General features: G+C 40.4%; 17 protein-coding genes and 1 tRNA gene. 7 read left to right on the top strand and 11 right to left on the bottom strand.

Annotated elements, in window-relative coordinates; all coding sequences use genetic code 11:
* Position 1: 1 nt before the first annotated feature.
* Positions 2-1,705 carry a DUF4091 domain-containing protein gene (locus FHW89_RS22545; protein ID WP_216650667.1) on the top strand — a complete coding sequence of 568 codons (1,704 nt, stop codon included), beginning with the start codon at positions 2-4 and terminating at the stop codon, positions 1,703-1,705.
* A 241-nt stretch (positions 1,706-1,946) separates the two neighbouring features.
* Here FHW89_RS22545 and FHW89_RS22540 read toward each other — a convergent pair.
* The 4 genes from FHW89_RS22540 to pyrE form a co-directional block, all read right to left on the bottom strand.
* Positions 1,947-2,019, bottom strand: a tRNA-Lys gene (locus FHW89_RS22540).
* Positions 2,020-2,171: 152 nt separating this feature from the next.
* Entirely contained in the window at positions 2,172-3,800 is a 1,629-nt protein-coding gene (locus FHW89_RS22535) for an ABC-F family ATP-binding cassette domain-containing protein (RefSeq protein ID WP_172337318.1), read from the bottom strand.
* A 362-nt stretch (positions 3,801-4,162) separates the two neighbouring features.
* Complete coding sequence (locus tag FHW89_RS22530; protein ID WP_172337317.1) at positions 4,163-4,558, bottom strand: SRPBCC family protein; 396 nt, start codon at positions 4,556-4,558, stop codon at positions 4,163-4,165.
* A 128-nt stretch (positions 4,559-4,686) separates the two neighbouring features.
* Entirely contained in the window at positions 4,687-5,346 is a 660-nt protein-coding gene (gene pyrE / locus FHW89_RS22525; RefSeq protein WP_172337316.1) for an orotate phosphoribosyltransferase, read from the bottom strand.
* On the opposite strand from pyrE, the gene FHW89_RS22520 reads away from it, so the two are divergent.
* A complete protein-coding gene (locus tag FHW89_RS22520) occupies positions 5,345-5,983 on the top strand; it encodes an NUDIX hydrolase (RefSeq protein WP_172337315.1) in 639 nt (212 codons plus the stop codon). The genes pyrE and FHW89_RS22520 overlap by 2 nt on opposite strands.
* Here FHW89_RS22520 and coaD read toward each other — a convergent pair.
* Entirely contained in the window at positions 5,952-6,413 is a 462-nt protein-coding gene (coaD, locus tag FHW89_RS22515) for a pantetheine-phosphate adenylyltransferase (RefSeq protein WP_172337314.1), read from the bottom strand. The genes FHW89_RS22520 and coaD overlap by 32 nt on opposite strands.
* A gap of 180 nt (positions 6,414-6,593) precedes the next feature.
* Here coaD and FHW89_RS22510 point away from each other — a divergent pair, with 180 nt between their 5' ends.
* Positions 6,594-7,046: a hypothetical protein gene (locus FHW89_RS22510; protein ID WP_172337313.1), complete on the top strand. Its 453-nt coding sequence runs from the start codon at positions 6,594-6,596 to the stop codon at positions 7,044-7,046.
* A 39-nt stretch (positions 7,047-7,085) separates the two neighbouring features.
* Complete coding sequence (locus tag FHW89_RS22505; protein WP_172337312.1) at positions 7,086-7,994, top strand: GTP pyrophosphokinase family protein; 909 nt, start codon at positions 7,086-7,088, stop codon at positions 7,992-7,994.
* Between the two features lie 56 nt (positions 7,995-8,050).
* Here FHW89_RS22505 and FHW89_RS22500 read toward each other — a convergent pair whose 3' ends face one another.
* The 3 genes from FHW89_RS22500 to nudK form a co-directional block, all read right to left on the bottom strand.
* Positions 8,051-8,404 (bottom strand): nuclear transport factor 2 family protein, encoded by a 354-nt coding sequence (locus FHW89_RS22500; RefSeq protein ID WP_172337311.1) that lies wholly within the window; start codon positions 8,402-8,404, stop codon positions 8,051-8,053.
* A gap of 291 nt (positions 8,405-8,695) precedes the next feature.
* The gene (locus tag FHW89_RS22495; protein ID WP_172337310.1) at positions 8,696-9,076 is read right to left on the bottom strand and encodes a DUF4406 domain-containing protein; all 381 of its coding nucleotides are present in this window, start codon (positions 9,074-9,076) and stop codon (positions 8,696-8,698) included.
* Positions 9,073-9,651 (bottom strand): GDP-mannose pyrophosphatase NudK, encoded by a 579-nt coding sequence (gene nudK, locus FHW89_RS22490; RefSeq protein ID WP_172337309.1) that lies wholly within the window; start codon positions 9,649-9,651, stop codon positions 9,073-9,075. The genes FHW89_RS22495 and nudK overlap by 4 nt, the downstream gene beginning before the upstream one ends.
* Positions 9,652-9,712: 61 nt before the next feature.
* Here nudK and FHW89_RS22485 point away from each other — a divergent pair, with 61 nt between their 5' ends.
* Positions 9,713-10,462: a DeoR/GlpR family DNA-binding transcription regulator gene (locus FHW89_RS22485; protein WP_172337308.1), complete on the top strand. Its 750-nt coding sequence runs from the start codon at positions 9,713-9,715 to the stop codon at positions 10,460-10,462.
* A 341-nt stretch (positions 10,463-10,803) separates the two neighbouring features.
* Here FHW89_RS22485 and rsmD read toward each other — a convergent pair whose 3' ends face one another.
* The 3 genes from rsmD to FHW89_RS22470 all read right to left on the bottom strand — a co-directional run bounded on the left by rsmD (position 10,804) and on the right by FHW89_RS22470 (position 12,677).
* Positions 10,804-11,346 (bottom strand): 16S rRNA (guanine(966)-N(2))-methyltransferase RsmD, encoded by a 543-nt coding sequence (rsmD, locus tag FHW89_RS22480; RefSeq protein ID WP_172337307.1) that lies wholly within the window; start codon positions 11,344-11,346, stop codon positions 10,804-10,806.
* On the bottom strand, positions 11,322-12,134 hold the full coding sequence (locus FHW89_RS22475; RefSeq protein WP_172337306.1) for a DUF3822 family protein: 813 nt from the start codon (positions 12,132-12,134) through the stop codon (positions 11,322-11,324). Before FHW89_RS22475 ends, rsmD begins: the two co-directional genes overlap by 25 nt.
* Before the next feature lie 69 nt (positions 12,135-12,203).
* Positions 12,204-12,677 (bottom strand): hypothetical protein, encoded by a 474-nt coding sequence (locus FHW89_RS22470; protein ID WP_172337305.1) that lies wholly within the window; start codon positions 12,675-12,677, stop codon positions 12,204-12,206.
* Between the two features lie 54 nt (positions 12,678-12,731).
* On the opposite strand from FHW89_RS22470, the gene FHW89_RS22465 reads away from it, so the two are divergent.
* Both FHW89_RS22465 and FHW89_RS22460 read left to right on the top strand, forming a co-directional pair.
* Positions 12,732-14,156 (top strand): AAA family ATPase, encoded by a 1,425-nt coding sequence (locus FHW89_RS22465; RefSeq protein WP_172337304.1) that lies wholly within the window; start codon positions 12,732-12,734, stop codon positions 14,154-14,156.
* A gap of 324 nt (positions 14,157-14,480) precedes the next feature.
* Complete coding sequence (locus FHW89_RS22460; RefSeq protein ID WP_172337303.1) at positions 14,481-15,314, top strand: nuclear transport factor 2 family protein; 834 nt, start codon at positions 14,481-14,483, stop codon at positions 15,312-15,314.
* Positions 15,315-15,610: the final 296 nt, after the last annotated feature.

Raw genomic sequence — 15,610 nt, 5'->3', positions numbered from 1 at the left:
GATGAAAAACAGAATTCGGTTACTCATTTCGGGCTTATTTGTTTTCTATTGCCTTTTTAGTATTACGCCAATTTACGCCATAAATAAAACAGATTCCCTTGACCGGCATATGAGCGTTTGGTTAGAAAGTTCTTTAAATAAAGTATTTCCGCAATCTCCTGTATTGCAAAGAAATAGTATGAGCTTACTTGCCGCCCGAAATAGTAAGATATCCTTTCAGGTAGCATTTCATAACCAGATGAAAGATCAAACCCAGATCAACTGTTTGGTAGATGGTGGAGATATTCAAACACAGGTACGATATGTAGGGCTGGTACCTTTTCCGAATTTCAACACCGATGTAAGCAAGGAAGAAATAGATGGTATTGGTTATTTGCCGGGGATGCTGCCCGAACCTCTTTACCCGGTTTCTAAAGCTGACGCTACACCTTATGCCAGTCGCTCTTTTTGGATAACCTTAACCGTACCAGCAGCTATATCGCCCGGCGAACATGAGTGCAAAGTAAAATTATCCTGGACAGAAGGAAAGGTGCAGAAGCAACAGCAACTTTTTGTAAAAGTTAAGGTGGCCAATTTGGTGATAAAACCTCGTCATGATTTTCATGTAACCCACTGGTGGAGAGGCGAGGCCACCGCTTTGTATTATAAAACAGAATTGTACGATGAACGTTGGTGGAAACTTACCCGCGCGCTAATGAAAAATTTGATTGAACATGGTAATGATGTGGCATTTATTCAAAACTTTTTTGAGTTAAGAGCCGTATTCAAAAAGCCTTGCCAAATGCTGATTGTTAATGAACAGAGTCCGGGTAAATATATTTTTGACTGGACAAATGTGAAACGGTTTGTTGATATGTGCCGTGAATTGGGGTACATGAAGTTTGAGTGGGCACACCTTTGGTTGTATTGGGGGGTAGCAGATGCAATGCACGTATATACTAAAAAAGAAGATGGTACTTACAGATTGTTATGGGATGAGCATTTAAAGGCGATGGACCCCATATATATTAATTTTCTGAAGCAATATCTTCCGGAATTTCATCGCTTCTTAAAGAAGGAAAAGTTGTTGGAAAACTCTTATTTCCATTTATCCGATGAGCCGTGGTCTGAGCATATAGAGAACTATAAAAAAGCGAGAGATCTCCTGCATGAATTAGCTCCCTGGATGAAAGTTATGGATGCTTTGAGCGATATAAGGTATGGTCGTGATAAGCTGACGGATATCCCGGTTCCCATTATTAGTTCGGCAGAAGATTATTTAAAAGAAGGCATACCACACTGGGTTTATTATTGTACCGGCCCACGTGGGCCGTGGCTCAACCGGTTTTACGATACACCTTTGGCTAAGATACGCATGTCGGGCTTCCTGTTCTATAAATTAAAAGCACAAGGTTTTCTGCATTGGGGATACAATTTTTGGTACAAGCTGGATACTGAACAATCTATTGATCCATTTAATGAGGGCGCTGCAACGGCTTATCCTGGCATAGCTCAGGGCGATCCATTTGTGGTTTACCCTGGCCCCGATGGGCCGTATGATTCTATCAGGTGGGAGGTTTTCGCAGAGGCTTTACAGGATTATGCCATATTGCAATCGGCAGGGATAAGTGCAAACAGTGAATTACTTCACGATATTAAAAATTATCGCGATTTTCCAAAACAGGAAACATGGATAAGCAGTACGATGGCTAAGTTGTTAAAATAGTTGGAGGAGTATGGTAAGCACTGAGTTTGTATTAACGGATAATAAATAACCTGAACAGAAAATTGAACCCCGAAAAAGCGTTATTGCTTGGTGATTTGAATAAAAATAGATCCGATTTAAAATTAGTATAAAGTCTTACAGGGGAAATTTTAGCTCTTTTTTGTGGTGGCCTAACGGTCTGGCTATCATTTTCTTATGGGTATAAAAAAAGGAAACATCCATAATAGAATGTTTCCTTCAGTGACCCCGGAGAGATTCGAACTCTCGACCCAATGATTAAGAGTCATTTGCTCTACCAGCTGAGCTACGGAGTCGTGGTGTTTTTATTGGGGTTGCAAATAAACAAAATTTTATTGAAGTGCGAAAGAGTTTTCTTTAAAGTACTAAAGACCGGAAGCCGGAACGTCTGAAAGCTTTTTTTACTTCCGACTTTCCGGCTTCCGGTCTTTTCTAACTTTCGGACTCTTTAAACCAAAGCGTACAGGTCAGTCCGTTGTTTTTCTACAACATCGCTGTTGATATATTCATCGTAGGTCATCAATTTATCGATGTAGCCGCCCGGAGTTAATTCAAATATGCGGTTGGCTACGGTTTCTACCAGTTCATGATCTCGTGAGGTGAATAGGATGGTGCCACGGAAGTCTTTCATGCCATTATTAAGCGCTGTGATCGATTCCAGATCCAAGTGGTTGGTTGGTTCATCAAACATCAGCAAATTGGCTTGTTGCAGCATCATACGGCTAAACATGCAGCGCATTTTTTCGCCACCAGAAAGTACATTGCTTTTTTTCAATACCTCTTCGCCCGAAAACAGCATCCGGCCCAAAAAGCCACGGATAAACTGATCATCCTTTTCGCCAGGTGAATATTCACGCAACCAGTCGATCAGGTTTTCGTCTTTACCTTTAAAATATTCGGCGTTATCAATCGGAATATCAGCCGGGTTAATGGTAACACCCCATTTAAAGGTACCTTTAAAGTCAGTATCACGGCCTGTTAAAATATTGTACAGAGCAGTGGTGGCCAAGCTGTTTTGCGACAGTATGGCTATCTTATCACCTTTATTTACCGTAAGGCTGATATTGTTGAATAGAAGGTCGCCGTTAAGGGTTTTGCTTAAATTCTCTATCTGTAATATCTGGTCACCGGCTTCACGACCCAGGTTGTTGAATATAATTCCCGGGTATTTACGGTTTGATGGCTGAATCTCGTCAAGGTTGATCTTGTCCAGCGCCTTTTTACGACTGGTAGCTTGTTTTGATTTAGATGCGTTAGCGCTAAAGCGGCGAATAAATTCCTGCAACTCTTTAACCCGGTCTTCGGCTTTTTTATTCTGATCGGCACGTTGTTTTAATGCCAGCTGGCTCGACTCGTACCAGAACGTATAGTTACCGGTATAGATGGTCATTTTGGAGAAGTCGATATCCACTACGTGGGTACAAACCGTATCCAAGAAGTGCCTGTCGTGCGATACTACCAAAACGATGGCTTCATATGATGCCAGGAAATCTTCCAGCCAGCTTACAGTATGGATGTCCAAATCGTTAGTAGGCTCATCCAGTAATAAAATATCGGGTTTGCCAAAAAGGGCCTGTGCTAATAATACGCGTACTTTCTGGGTGTTATCCAGGTCTTTTACCAGGTTATAATGAAATTCTTCTTTGATGCCCAGGTTGCTCAACAGGGTAGCGGCATTGCTTTCGGCATTCCAGCCATCCATTTCGGCAAAAAGGTTTTCCAGTTCGCCGGCGCGCTCGCCATCGGCATCGGTAAAATCCTCCTTCAGGTAAATGGCATCCTTTTCTTTCATTACGGCATACATTTCTTTGTAGCCCATCATTACGGTTTCGATAACTGTAAACTCGTCAAAGGCATAGTGGTTTTGGCTTAAAACCGCCATACGCTCGCCGGGAGTGAAGCTCACAGAACCACTGGTAGGGTCGATATCGCCCGAAAGAATTTTTAAAAATGTTGATTTACCGGCACCATTGGCACCTATAATGCCATAACAATTGCCTTGCGAAAATTTAAGGTTAACGTCTTCAAATAAAGTCCGTTTTCCGTAACGTAATGATAGATTGGATACCGTGATCATGCTGCACCTGTAATTTGGCGCAAAAATACGGTAAATAGTTCATTTTTTTGGTATTTGGGTAGATATTAAAATGAGGCACATTGTGGATTTATGTACAATCCTCGTCACAATTAATTGACATTGTCGTGTACATATTTGCCCGTTTTGTGCGTAAATTTAAAACAGGGTAAGCGTTTTGGTGTTATTTAACTATAAATTAATCAAAATTAAAAAATGGAACAGCCTTTGACTCAACAGATTTATACATTATTAAATATTACCGGTCATGGCAGCATTAATCATCACATTGGTTGTTATCAATATTATAATAGCCATTAACAACACACAAAAAAGAAAGGTATATTGATAGGCAGATGGCGCGCTTAACTTAATATTTCGGTTAAGCTATTTGTTTCATGATCCGCTAATTTCTGCAGCGGGCCAGAGGCAAGCATTTTCATCATCATATTCAGATCTGCATCAATAGTAAAAAGAATATTGGTATGGTCGTTATCAAAAGATAACGACCATTTTAATTTCAGATCAAATGGCGATTTAGCCGTTGGTACAATGATAATTTCCTGATCAGGTATACGGCTTTCGATCTTTAAAGAAAGTTTGGCCATATTCTGAATGCTGAAATGAGCCTCATCAGTGGTCGAAACCCATTCCTGTATATTTTCCGGCATCAGTTTCTGGTGATTATTAAAATCGGCCAAAAACTCATAAACCTCATTTATAGGTTTGTTAATACTGGTATTACTGGTGAAAATGCTCATGTTTTACGTTGTAGGTGATACGTTGTAAATTTTACGTTTGGAAATGATCAGTCAAAATACAGTTCATCCTTTAATTGTGCCAGTCATGGTTCCAACAAAAATCGTCGGAATCAAAAAAATCGACAGTCTTAGCTAGATGCTATCTGCCCCCAGGCGGCCGGATTTTCGCGCCATTGTTTTAAAACGGCCACGTCTTTATCGGCAATGTATTGATGCTCTTCGGCGTATTTTATCAAAGCGTTATAGTTTGATAAGGTAACGAACGGACAGCTTGCTTGTTTAAAATTCTCGGTAGCTACATCAAACCCGTAGCTGAATATGGCTGCAAGACCTGCAACTTCAAAACCAGCGGCGCGTAAGGCTTCAACGGCTTGTAAGCTGCTTTTACCGGTTGATATCAGGTCTTCAATAACTACCACACGTTTGCCGGTAGTGGTGGTGGCATCCCCCTCAATCAGGCTGCCGGTTCCGTGATCTTTTGGTTTTGAGCGCACGTAAATAAATGGCAGTCCCAGCTCCTGTGCTACCAGGGCGCCTTGCGGTATACCGGCCGTTGCTACACCGGCTATACAACCTACACTGCCAAATTTTTCCTGGATAGCAATGGTTAACTGCTGACGGATATAAGTACGGATAGACGGATGAGAAAGTGTTACGCGGTTATCGCAATAAATTGGCGATTTCCACCCCGACGCCCATGTAAAAGGATTGTTAGGTTGTAATTTAATTGCTTTAATTTGCAGCAGGAATTCAGCAACTTGCTGCTCGATCTCATTATTATTAAACATGGCTCAAAAATACAGAATTTATATCAACGAAAAGGTTATCCTGTTAACTGAATCAGAACCACCCCACGTAGAAAGTTATGAACGGCTTGATGCTGAGACATTTGATCTGCGAATAATTTATACCTGGATACTGGCAAATCCTAAAAAGTTGTTCTATGTGCCCTGCGGAAATGCCAAACTTTTTTTAAAATCGGTTATCAAAAACATCACGCTTATTGAGGCTGCCGGCGGCCTGGTGATGAACACAGCAGGCGATTACCTGTTTATTTACCGTAACGATAAATGGGACCTGCCCAAAGGTAAAATTGAGAAGGATGAGAAGGTAAAAGAAGCCGCCGTGCGCGAAGTAGAGGAGGAGTGTGGCATAAAAGTGAGCAAGCTGAACGAGAAAATATGCAAAACCTACCATGTTTATATTAGCAGGGGTGAGGTAGTGCTCAAAAAAACGCACTGGTTTGCCATGGACAGCAAGGGCAAGGATAAGCTAAAACCCCAAAAGGAAGAAGGTATTACCGATGTGCGCTGGTTTAAAAAAGAACATATTGAACCTATTGTGGAAAATACTTTTCCGTCAATTATGGATGTATTACATAAAGAAAAGCTGGTCACAAATAAGCTAATGCCTCTGCGGGGATAAACTGTGCCACATCGCCATGATGACGCATAATTTCGCGCACAATGGTTGAGCTGATGGACGAATAGCCTGGCTTGCTTACAATAAAAATGCTTTCAATATCGGGCACCAGGGCATGGTTCATCTGGGCTATGGCTTTTTCGTATTCAAAATCAGATACCGTACGAATCCCCCTGATCATGTAAGTGGCGCCGATGCTTTTGCAAAAATTTACCGTTAATCCTTCGTAAGCTACAATATGTATCCGCTCATCGTGTTTAAAAACCGCCCTGAGCATCTGCTCGCGGGTTTCAATGCTGAGCAGGCCCTGTTTACTGCTGTTGGCGCCTATGCCAATATAAACCTTATCAAACAAGTTTACCGAGCGTTTTACAATATCAACGTGGGCTTTGGTAACAGGATCAAAAGAACCAGGGAAAAGAGCGATCTTCATTTTAGGCTGATGTTAATGCTTTGCTCAAAAGTAATAATGATTTCTAATGTTTAAGAGCATCAGGTGGAAATATTTAGAATCAGGAGCTAAGAGTCAGGAAACCCTCTCACTGAAAAGAAATATCGTATTGATATTCGAAAACTTATTCATAATTTCAAATTGCCTAATAATAAACCTTTTATGGAAACCTCATCACAAATTAAAAAGCTTGATACGTTACTACAATTATTTAAAGATGAACAAGAAGCGATTAGTTGGCATTTTATTAAAGAGATGATGGAGGGAAAAGGAATAAAAGCGTCTGATTTAGAAATAGAAAGATATGTGAATCAACTTAAAGCGGATGATTTTATAATGCAGAATGGAGACGGTTTATTTCTAATTAAGATAAAAGGCTTATTATTCGATGGATATGAGAAAGATATCTTAAATCGTTCTCTCGAAAATTCTAGATTAGCAAATCTTGAAATTGCTCAAACGCTAAGTCGTAATCAAATGAATTTTTTAACAGGTATAATAGCAATTGGCACTCTCATAGCAGCAGTTTATTACTCGATTGAGATTTATAAGGAGTTGCATTCTTTTTGTCATGTCCACGGAAAATATTGGATATGGGAAACAACAACCAGCTAAAAGACGGTTTAATCATGTTCTTAGTATAAGTTAAATGTCATGAATATAAGTAAGGAGTATAGTCACCTACGAGAGAGTTATGAGGATTTTCTAGAGGAAATTAAAAAAATAATTGCAAAAATGCTTTCGAAGAATGAAATACCTGTAGCATTTGAAATTTCGGCGAGAATAAAGGAGCTTGAATCAATTCAAGAAAAATACAATCGAAAAAAAAATATTGTCGAATCAATTACTGAGTATGATGATTTAATTGGAGTAAGAATAGTATTGCTATTTCCAGAATATAAAGATCAAGTAATTCAATTAATTGAAAATAAATTTAAAGTTTTAGAGAAATCAATCCCTTTATCCAATCCGAAAATATTTGATTATAGTTCCACGCATTTAATAGTTACTATAAAGGACGAATGGGCTAAAGCAGAAAATTGGGAGGATCATGAAGGAAAGAGGGTTGAAATTCAAGTTAGAACACTTTCAGAGCACGTATGGGCCGAAACTTCCCATTCGTTGTTTTATAAACGAGAGGAAAATATACCTGACGTAATGAAAAGAGACTTATCAAAGTTGTCAGCATTATTAGAAGTGGTAGATGAAAAAATGCAAAATATAAAGAAGAATATTGACGAGCATTTTAATTATATAAGAGAATGTCCTTATGGCGAGATTTTAAAAATGGATCTCAATCCTGATACGTTTAGAAGAGTTATGCAGTACCATTCCCAAAATTTATACGAGAATAGTGAAAAGCATAATAAAATATTAAGTTCCGAAATCGAAGCTAATTATAATATTTTAAATGCCGCTGTTTTACATGAAATTTTGCAAGGATCAGGAATTATTGGGGCTGATCTTGACAGCGAACAATTTATTTCAGCAGTAATTAAACTACTTGATGCTTATAAATTAGATATAACCAAAAATCAAGAATCACAATCTGTTTCTAATTAAATCCAACCTGTAATAGATGCTTCGTGCCCCAGCACAACAAAAGGTTCTTTAGCTCATCAGCCTATAAAAAACTGCTGACTAACAATTTTTCCGTTTTCAACTTTATAAACGCAGATCTCTTCAAGCATTTTAGGATCCTGGCCCTTAATGGTGAAATGCATAGAAAGAACCATACTGAAGTAGCTGCCGGCAAAAGTTGCTTCAGATACTTTAATATCATGGATATCTACAATAGCTAAAAATTGTTTCTCGCGCTCAAGCAGATTATGAAGACCGGTTATAGGCTCATTGTTATTATTGGGATCAATGCTTACGGCGTCATCAGCGTATAATTCGGTATAAGCTTCAACAAATTTAAGCTCATTACATAATGAAGCTAAACGATTGGCTATTTCTGGTAAAGTGTTCATGTTTTTGAGGTTATTGTTTGATAGTAACTAATGGTAATACTAAGCCAATTTTTACAACAACTCCTATTTAAAAGCAAAGGATGATACAGAAATGATATAACGATGCGCTATGATGGAAATGCGTCACCCTGAGCTTGTTTCAGGACCTCACAGGACAGGTTAACTGCCCGGTTGTACACCTTGCTGGTGGGATGCCGAAATAAATTCGGCATAACTTCATGTATTAAAAAGAGTTATGCCGAAAGCAAGACTTACGAAGTTTTTAAAACTTCGTAAGTCTTCAAATGGTATTTACAATCCTCTCCCTGCCCCAACAATATCTTCCAACTGAAAATAAACTTTCAAACCACGTTCTTTCGCTATCCTCACATCTTCATCGGCTCCTTTGGATGCGCCTGGGATCCTTAAAACGGCATCACATTTGGTAAGCAGGCGCTGAGCCACAGGGTATAGTATCTCTTCATAGGCGGCATCACCCGGGTGTGTTGAGCCGGCTTGCTCCAACAGGGGCAGGGCAAACCATTCGCCAATTACCGGGATATGCCCCGCCCGGAATATCGGGAGCGCCATTTCTTCCAGTTTTTTTAAGTTTTGCGCCATCAGGTTTGGATCGTCATTGGTACCCGAGCGGTACGGGCCTGCTATTAAAATTACTAAAGGTGTAGTGGTCATGATATTAACTGATTAAGTTGTGCATATTGTAAAAGCATAATGGTTTTGCCATCTTTTATTTCGCCGGTTTGTACCATTTGCAGGGCCGTAACAAAGGGTAGTTCCAGCACCTCAATGTTTTCGTGCTCTTCTTCCAGTCCGCCACCGTCGCTTATCTTCATGTCATTTGTATATTCTGCTACAAAAAAATACAGGATCTCCGTTACCGAGCCCGGCGACATATATGCCTCAAACACCTTTTTTACGTTACTGATCTGATAACCCGTTTCCTCTTCTGTTTCGCGCCTGATGCAATCTTCGGCATTGCTTTGATCCAGCAAACCGGCGCAGCACTCAATCAGCATCCCATTGCCGTTACCATTGATGTAGGTAGCCACGCGGAATTGTTTGGTGAGGATCACCGTTTTGGTATCCCTATTGTATAAAAGTATGGTAGCGCCATTGCCCCGGTCATATGCCTCGCGGCTAAGTTTTAGTATGGTGCCATCTTTTTTTGTAGCTTCAAAAATTATTTTCCGGAGGATGTACCAGTTGTCTGATAGTACCTCTGTTTTTAGAATTTTAATATCAGTCATGTATAATTTGATTAAAAATGATCAATTTTGATTATATTTGATCAAATGTAGAATTATTTAAATGAACTTTCAAAAAAGAAAGCAAAAAATATTGGAGCAATTGGACCGTACTGGCGAGGTTGACATTAAAGAACTGGCTACCGAATTGGATATTTCGGAGATCACGGCCCGGCGCGATCTGAACCAATTAGCCAACGATGGCCTGTTGTACCGCACTCACGGCGGCGCCATGAAAGTTGATCCCTTAGCTAAACCGAAAGATTTTGCCAATAAGGCAGCTCAAAATGCTGGTGTAAAGGATGATATCTGCCGTAAGGCGGCTGAGCATATCACCGATGGCGATATTATTTTTATGGACTGCGGCAGCACGGTTTTCAGACTGTGCCAGTTTATCAAGCATAAAAAGATCAAAGTGATTACTAATTCGCTGCCGGTTATTTATGAGCTGCAAAATTGCTCAGTATCCATCAATATCATTGGCGGTGAGTTTAATAATGAACGGCAGGCCACGCATGGCAAAATAGCCAATGAGCACATTGCCAGGTATCATGCCGGTAAGGCTTTTTTAGGTGTGGATGGTATATCTGCCCGAGGTTTGTTCGCCAACAGCGAGCTGGAGGCCGAAATTACATCGATGTATATCAGCCAAAGCGCCTATACTTATGTATTATGTGATGATAGCAAAGTAGGCAAGGAGACCTACCTCAAATTTGCCGATATCAACCAGGTTGAAGCGGTTATCACCAATGCTGATGACGGAAAGCTTGCAGGATTTAAAGATACCGCGCTGACTATTTTGCAGGTGGGGTAAAACAGTGAATATCCAATTTATTCAGGATAATATGCTGGATTGGAACTGTCTGTCAGAAAAATTTCGTATCTTTATAACATAAGCAGCCCGGGTCTCTTTCTACAGAGACCCGGGCTCTTTTATTAAGGGATAAAACGGGGCAAAAATTAATTATTTTTCCTATAGTTATTTGATAGCCAATAAATTAATACTTTTTAAAATTTTAAAATCGCCCCAAAATCGGGTTGAAATTTGTTAAAAAGTGTTAAAATCGATGATTTCGAATAAATTTTTGGCTGTTTTTTACCCGTTTTTGGGCAGAAATTTGTTAAAATTTAAGGTTTAAAAAGTTTTTGGGGGCGTTACTCAGCAGGATGTCTGAAAAACGAAAACGAGGAATGTCCATATTTTCGTTGCTCTACAAAACTTGGATGATTGTTGAGATTTTGCATAGATTGATGTTCTACGATCAGCAGCCCATCGGGTGCCAGGAAGTTGCGCTCAAAAACTATCTTGGAAATTTCCGGGATCTTGTTAAGGTCGTAAGGAGGATCGGCAAAAATGAGGTCGTATTGCTCGGTTTCCATTTGGAGGTACTTAAAAACATCCTCCTTGTAGGTCTTTATCTGTTCCTGCCTGTGCTGGCGGGATATATCTTTCAAATAGTTTACGCAATGAATGCTACGGTCGACAGAGATCACCTGCGCGGCGCCCCTGGAAGCGAATTCCATAGATATGTTACCTGTGCCGCTAAACAAGTCAAGTACCTTAATATCCTCAAATTCAATCTGATTTTGGAGGATATTGAATAAGGCCTCCTTAGCCAGATCAGTTGTAGGGCGTACCGGAAGATTTTTGGGTGGGTTGAGCCGTAACCCCTTTAAACTGCCCCCGATGATGCGCATAAAGATAAAGCAGCGAGTGACAATATTTGGTGAGCAGAGATTTCGGCGGGGATTTGCACTATCTGTAACCGGTTAAGCTGCACCTGTCCAAAAAATTCAGCTAAGTGTTCGATCCTTTTATCGTCTGTGTCGATATCGCCGTTTAAATAGATATGAACATCGGCTGGTTGCAAACCCAATTCGTTTACTACAAGCGCTATAAAGTAAGTTAGCTCGTCGTTATTTTGGAACGCGAACCGGTTATAAAAACGTAAAAGATTCCCCTTAAAGGCCACAATTTCAACTTGTGATTCATTTAAGTTGAGATACAGATCATGATCGGCTGGGTTATTTTGAGCAATGGCCATTATCCACCCTTTTGACGAAAAAACACTGTTACGCAGGCCAAATTCTTCGGCTGCGTTAATAATTGTGCTGTCGGTTTTGTAAATAATGGTGTTGTGGCTATCCAAAGCTTGAGCGGATACTTTTTCGCCTGGTTGGACGTCCAAAAAGCGGGCAAAATCGGTAACATGATCCTGGCTGAAAAGGCTTTGCGGTATCAGGGTAAAACCATTAGCCGGCAAACCTACAACTACCTGTTTGTACTTGGCTGATAGGAGGTCGAGTAACTCCTGCGGGTTGGTCAACTCGTCCAGAGGGTGCATATCGGCGCACGCAACCAGTTTATCCTGATCAGTAATCGCGTACGAAAATGTGGCTTTATCAATCTGTATCAATAAATTATAACGTTCGGCCTCATCAAGACTAAAGTTATCATCATGGTAGTTGTAATTGTATTCGCTCATGCCAGTTTAACAAAAGTAATATTTTTCGGCAGATACTTTAGATACCGCAATTAAAAAAGCATTGTTTGATTAAAAGCCCCGTCCGCCCAAAAATAACGTTAAAAGGATATAAATGAGCACTGGCCATAAAACAGACCTGGGGTAATAATCATCGTCGGGAAAATATTTCTTAAAGAAATATCTTGTCAAAACAATACCAGCTAAAATATTGAAAAATAGGGTTATACAAAATAATTGAAAAATAGGCATTATCTGGCTAAACGATGTTACCGGGGTGCCGCCTGATGCAAACTTTCGAAATGCTTCCAGATCGGGTTTAATATTAAGTGCCTTAACAATAAACAACAAAAGAACATTGCCCAGCAATAAAAATAGGATTACCTGGCTTATTACCCACTTATAGCCCGCTACCCATAAATTGATGATGAGCAATATACCTGCATATAATGGGCTGAATACAGCAAACCAGAATATGGCTCGCCTGGAATATATTTCAACATAGTCTCCTCCGGTTTCTTCTATTTTATCTTCATCAAATTCCATGGTCAAATTTATAAAAATGCTGATAAGTAATTAACTTATCGTCATTTTTGCAAAGTGACTGAATTTGATCATATACGTAAGGCCTTTCCGCATCAACCTACCGGGCAGCAACTGGAGTTGTTTAACCGCTTACATGAATTTTTGCTGAGCAATGATGGGGATGAGTGTTTTATACTCAAAGGGTACGCCGGTACGGGAAAAACCACGGTATTGGGCGCTTTAGTAAAGGCTTTAAGGGAGTATAAATATAAAGCCGTTTTGCTGGCACCTACCGGTCGCGCGGCTAAGGTAATCACCAACTATTCGGGGCGTAAAGCATTTACCATACACAAGCGGATCTATCGCAAAAAATCGGCTTTGACTTTGGATGATGGCTTTGCCATTGCAGATAACCTGGCCAGCGACACGCTCTTTATTGTAGACGAGGCTTCGATGATATCTGACGAGCCGGGCGGCCTAAACCGTACATCGTTGCTGTACGACCTTTTACGATACGTTTACAACGATAAAAATTGTAAACTGGTATTGGTGGGTGATACCGCCCAATTGCCCCCTGTAGGCTCTGAAAACAGCCCTGCGCTTGATGGAGGTTTGATGAAGGATAAGTTTGGACTAACCGTGTTTGGCTATGAACTGACTGATGTGCTTAGGCAGGGAAAAGACTCAGGGATACTGTACAATGCTACCCGCATACGTGATATTATCCGGGCAAAGGAAATAAGTGCCCCAAAAGTAGTCACCAAAGGATATAAAGATGTATTCCGGATGACGGGGGAGCGTTTGCCCGAGGGGTTGGAATATGCCTACCGCAAATATGGATATGATCGTACGCTGATCATCTGTCGCTCTAATAAAAACGCCAACCTGTACAATGGGCAGATCAGGAACCGGATATTGTACCGGGAAGAGGAACTTACTGGCGGCGACCAGATCATGGTGGTGAAAAATAACTACTTCTGGCTGCAGGAACAGGACGAAAGCAGCACAAACTTTATAGCCAATGGCGATATTGCCCGGATCAGGAAAATGCGCAGGATAGAGGATATGTATGGTTTCAGGTTTGCTGATGTGCAAATTGAGTTTATTGATTATGCGGAAGATCCGGTGCTGGATTGTAAAATATTGCTGGATACGCTGTATGCCGATTCCCCGGCCCTATCCCAGGCCGATCAAAAACGGTTTTACGAAGAGGTGATGAAGGATTATGAGCAAATGGTCAACAAAAGGGCTATGCACAATGAATTGAAGCAAAATCCCTATTATAATGCCTTGCAGATCAAATTTGCTTACGCCATTACTTGTCACAAGGCCCAGGGTGGGCAATGGGACGCGGTATTTGTTGATCAGGGTTATGTGACCGACGAAATGATCAACATGGATTTTCTGCGCTGGTTTTATACCGCCGTAACCCGCGCCACCACCGAGCTTTTCCTGGTTAATTTCGACGGTAGGTTTTATGCTGCTCCGGCCGAGGAATAGGCAAAAGTGGGTTTACATGGTTTACACTTTTTTATGGTTTACATATATTTAAATAGTTGGTTATCAATTATTTAAATTAAAAAATACTGTTATATTGTTGAATTTATGTTAACCCACTTTAAGCCATAAATTACTCGTATTGGATGGCACCTATTTTACCTTTATACCGAAAATATTGCTACCTTTAAAGCATAATTACTTTTACCACATATCAAACAAGGATTGCCAAAAATCCGGCCTGTTAAGCAGGTTATCAAGAGCACTGAACTATTAGTGCCAGTGTTTCCGCGAACTAAATTTTACATCATTTTTTTATCAATAGTAATGAAAATTACCAATCTGCAGGCAATGGCTGTATCGTGCATTTTACTGTGCTCCGGCTTGCCCGCCAAAGCAAATACCATTATGGATACTACAAATAATAAACAAAAAGTACTGTCATTTTATAAACTAATTGTTGGTCAGCGACGGGTCGAACTGATCCCTGAATTTGTGCAGGAAGATTATATTCAGCATAATACAACCGTAAAACAGGGTAGGGTAGGTATTACCGAAATGATCAATTATCTAAAAACGTTACCATTACCACCGGCCGGTGCCAAATCACCTATCATCAGGGCTATACAGGAAGGCGACCTGGTAGTGACCCATCTGGATATCGAATTTATGGGTAAGCGTATGGCTGTTATCGATCTGTTTAAACTAAAGAATGGTATGCTGGCCGAACACTGGGATGCGATACAAACGATGCCGGATCAAACCGGTATGGCTATAACCGCTACCAATGGAAGCAATGAAATTGACCAAAGTGCCTCTGCTACAGAAAGTAAAGCCGTTATTGATCAATTTTATCAGGCTGTAATTCAAAAAGTATCCGTAACTGATTTGATAAAGCCAGACTATGTGGAGCATGATCCAGCAGTAATTTATAGCGGTAAAGGCCTGGGTGCTTATTTGACCGCCGATAGTGATCGGCAAATTAAAATACACCGCATTATTGGCGAAGGTGATTTTGTTGTTGTTCAATCAGAGTTCAAACGAGCTGGAAAAGCTTTCGTATTTTATGAAATATTCAGGGTTGAGCATAGTAAAATAGCCGAACACTGGGTGGTAGAGCAGGCAATCCCGGATGGGGTGGAGCCGGATGCTATGTTTTGATACATCAACAAATACGTCATGCCGAACTTGTTTCGGTATCCCACAAGTAAAGCATAATCATGCTGGTTAACCTGTCCTGAGGGATCCTGAAACAAGTTCAGGATGACAAACAAGCACAACGTAAGACTTATGAAGTTTTTAAAACTTTGTAAGCCCTACGTTGTGCAAATCAAGTACGGCAAAAACAAAAGAGGCTCCAAATGAAGTGCACCCCAAAAGTTGGACAAAGTTAATTTAACTATTCATAATATGAGCTCGGTATTTTACCGGGCTCATTCCTTTTAGATTGAGTTTGA

Source organism: Mucilaginibacter sp. SG564, from assembly GCF_013149275.1.
Classification (GTDB): domain Bacteria; phylum Bacteroidota; class Bacteroidia; order Sphingobacteriales; family Sphingobacteriaceae; genus Mucilaginibacter.
The sequence above is the reverse complement of the archived record's forward strand: the minus strand, read 5'-3'. Positions and strand labels throughout refer to the sequence as shown.